This is a genomic window from Streptomyces recifensis (genome assembly GCF_002154615.1).
Lineage (GTDB): Bacteria > Actinomycetota > Actinomycetes > Streptomycetales > Streptomycetaceae > Streptomyces > Streptomyces griseoluteus.
Genome location: NZ_MUNH01000163.1, coordinates 1 through 2,756, shown reverse-complemented (window position 1 = coordinate 2,756; position 2,756 = coordinate 1). Strand labels below are relative to the sequence as shown.

General features: G+C 75.7%; 3 protein-coding genes. All 3 read left to right on the top strand.

The window, feature by feature from the left end; genetic code table 11:
* A partial coding sequence (gene malQ, locus CCN33_RS10650; protein WP_086693406.1) for a 4-alpha-glucanotransferase occupies nt 1-1,372 on the top strand: 1,372 nt, incomplete at its 5' end.
* A gap of 71 nt (nt 1,373-1,443) precedes the next feature.
* The gene (locus tag CCN33_RS10645) at nt 1,444-1,689 is read left to right on the top strand and encodes a hypothetical protein (protein WP_086693405.1); all 246 of its coding nucleotides are present in this window, start codon (nt 1,444-1,446) and stop codon (nt 1,687-1,689) included.
* Nucleotides 1,690-1,796: 107 nt separating this feature from the next.
* A partial coding sequence (locus CCN33_RS10640) for an FAD-dependent monooxygenase (protein ID WP_208621706.1) occupies nt 1,797-2,756 on the top strand: 960 nt, incomplete at its 3' end.

The window sequence follows — 2,756 nt, the reverse complement described above, 5'->3', positions numbered from 1 at the left end:
GCGCGAGCGGGCCGAGCGGCTGCGCGCCGAGGTGCTCGACAAGGGCGCCCTCATCGACCGGGACGCGGTGTGGGAGCTGAAGCGCCAGGCGCTGGAACAGGTCGTACGGGTCCCGCTCGGCCCCGGCCGGCGGGCCGCGTACGACGCCTTCCGCGCGGAGGAGGGCCAGGCGCTGGAGGACCACGCCACCTGGTACGCGCTGGCCGAGGAGCACGGCCCGGACTGGCGGACCTGGCCCGAGCCGCTGCGCGACCCCCGCTCGGCGGAGACCGCGCGCGCCCGCGCCCGCCTCGCCGACCGGGTCGAGTTCCACACCCGGCTCGCCTGGCTCACCGACGGGCAGCTCCGCGCCGCCCAGCGGGCCGCCGAGGAGGCCGGGATGCCGATCGGGATCGTGCACGACCTCGCGGTCGGTGTGCATCCGGTCGGCGCCGACGCCTGGTCCCAGCAGGACCACTTCGCGGCCGGGATGTCGGTCGGCGCCCCGCCCGACGCGTTCAACGCGCGCGGCCAGGACTGGGGCCTGCCGCCCTGGCGCCCGGACCGGCTCGCGGAGTCCGGCCACCTTCCGTACCGGCTGCTGCTGCGCGCCCTGTTCCGGTACGCGGGCGCGCTGCGCATCGACCACGTGATGGGCCTGTTCCGGCTCTGGTGGGTGCCCGAGGGCAGCCCGCCCACCGACGGCACCTACGTCCGCTACGACGCCGAGGCGATGCTCGCCCTGCTCGCGCTGGAGGCGTCCCGCGCGGGCGCGCTGGTGATCGGAGAGGACCTGGGCACCGTCGAGCCCGGCGTACGGGAGACGCTCCAGCGGCGCGGGGTGCTGGGCACCTCCGTGCTGTGGTTCGAGCGGGACTGGACCGGCGACGGCCGCCCGCTGCCTCCGGAAAGCTGGCGCGAGGACTGCCTGGCCACCGCCACCACGCACGACCTGCCGCCCACGGCCGCCCGGCTCACCGGTGAGCACGTCGACCTGCGGGAGAAGCTCGGTCTGCTCGTCAAGTCCGGCGCCGACGAGCGGGCGGACGCGGTCGCGGACACCGCCGAGTGGCTGGCGCTGCTGGGCAGCCTAGGGCTGCTGGACGCCCCGGCCGCCGGGCCGCCCGGCAGCGACGAGGAGGCCGAGATCCAGGGCTTCCACCGGTTCCTGCTGCGCACCCCGGCCCGGCTGGTCGGCATCTGGCTCCCGGACGGCATCGGGGACCGGCGCCCGCAGAACGTCCCCGGCACCTGGGACCAGTACCCGAACTGGCGCCTGCCGGTGTCCGACCCCCAGGGGCGTCCGGTGCCGCTGGAGGAGCTGACGGCGTCCCCGAGGCTGGGGGCGCTGCTGGCCGCGGTGCGGGCGGGGCTGGGGCACAGCGGGCCCTGAGGGGCCGTCGAGGCCGCGCGTACGGCACCCCGGACGCGCGGCCGGTGCGGCGGTTCGCTAACTTGGGGAGCGTGGACAAGAAGAACGCCCTGCGCGCCGGAGCCCTGGCGGCCGGCACGACGCTGATGATGCTGCTCATGTCGTCCCCCGCGCTCGCGCTCAGCCGCGACGACGGTGACGACCCCGGCCCCGGTCTCTCCGCCTGGGAGACCATCGGCCTCTACGTGCTGATCCCGGTGGGCCTGTTCGTCGTCATCGCCGGTCTGGTGATGGTGCTGGACAAGTCGCGCTCGGGCTCGTCCGCCCCGAAGAGCTGACGGACCTCAGGTCCCGGCCGGGGGCGCCTGTCCGCCCGCGCACGCACGCGCGGCCGGACGGCGTCCCCGGCGCGTTTCTTCCCCCGTGCCCCCCCGAGGAGCCGCGGATGGCAGGCACCACCGGCGTCGTCGTAGTGGGCTGCGGCCCGACCGGACTGCTCCTCGCCGGTGACCTGGCGGAGGCCGGCGTCCCGGTCACCGTGCTGGAGAAGCGTCCGCCCGGCATCAGCAACCTCACCCGCGCCTTCGCGCTGCACGCCCGCACGCTGGAGCAGCTCGACATGCGGGGCCTCGCCGACGAACTCGAGTCCCTGGGCCACCCGATGACCCGGCTCGGCCTCTTCGACGGCCTCACCCTCGACCTCTCCGAACTCCCCACCCGCTTCCCGCACGTCCTGGTGATCCCGCAGTACGAGGTCGAACGGGTGCTGGAGCGGCGGGCGCGGGAGGCCGGCGCCGAGTTCCGCCACGAGGCCGAGGTGACCGCGCTGACCCAGGACGCGTCCGGGGTGACGGTCCTCGGGCGGGGCATGGAGCCGCTGCGGGCCTCCTACGTGGTCGGGGCGGACGGGATGCGGAGCGCGGTACGCGAGGCGGTGGGACTGCCGTTCCCGGGCCGCTCGGTCATCCGCTCGGTGGTCCTCGCGGACGTACGCCTCTCCGAGGACCCGCCGGACCTGCTCACCGCGGGCACGACGGGGGACGCCTTCGCCCTCCTCATCCCCTTCGGCGACGGCTACCACCGGGTCGTCGGCTGGCACCGCTCCCACGACGTCCCCGACGACGCGCCGCTCGACCTCGCCGAGATCCGGGACATCGTCCGCGCCGCCCTCGGCCGGGACTACGGCATGCACGACCCCCGTTGGCTGTCCCGCTTCCACAGCGACGAACGCCACCCGGTGGGCCGCACCGTCCTCCACAGCAGCGGCACCCTGATCCGCCTGGCCATGGCGAACCGCCCCTGGACGAGGGCACTCCGGTCACTCCTGGCGACCCTGGCCACCCACGCCCCCGCCCTGCGCCGCAAAGCCCTCCGCCAGGTCACGGGCCTCGGCTACTCCTACGGC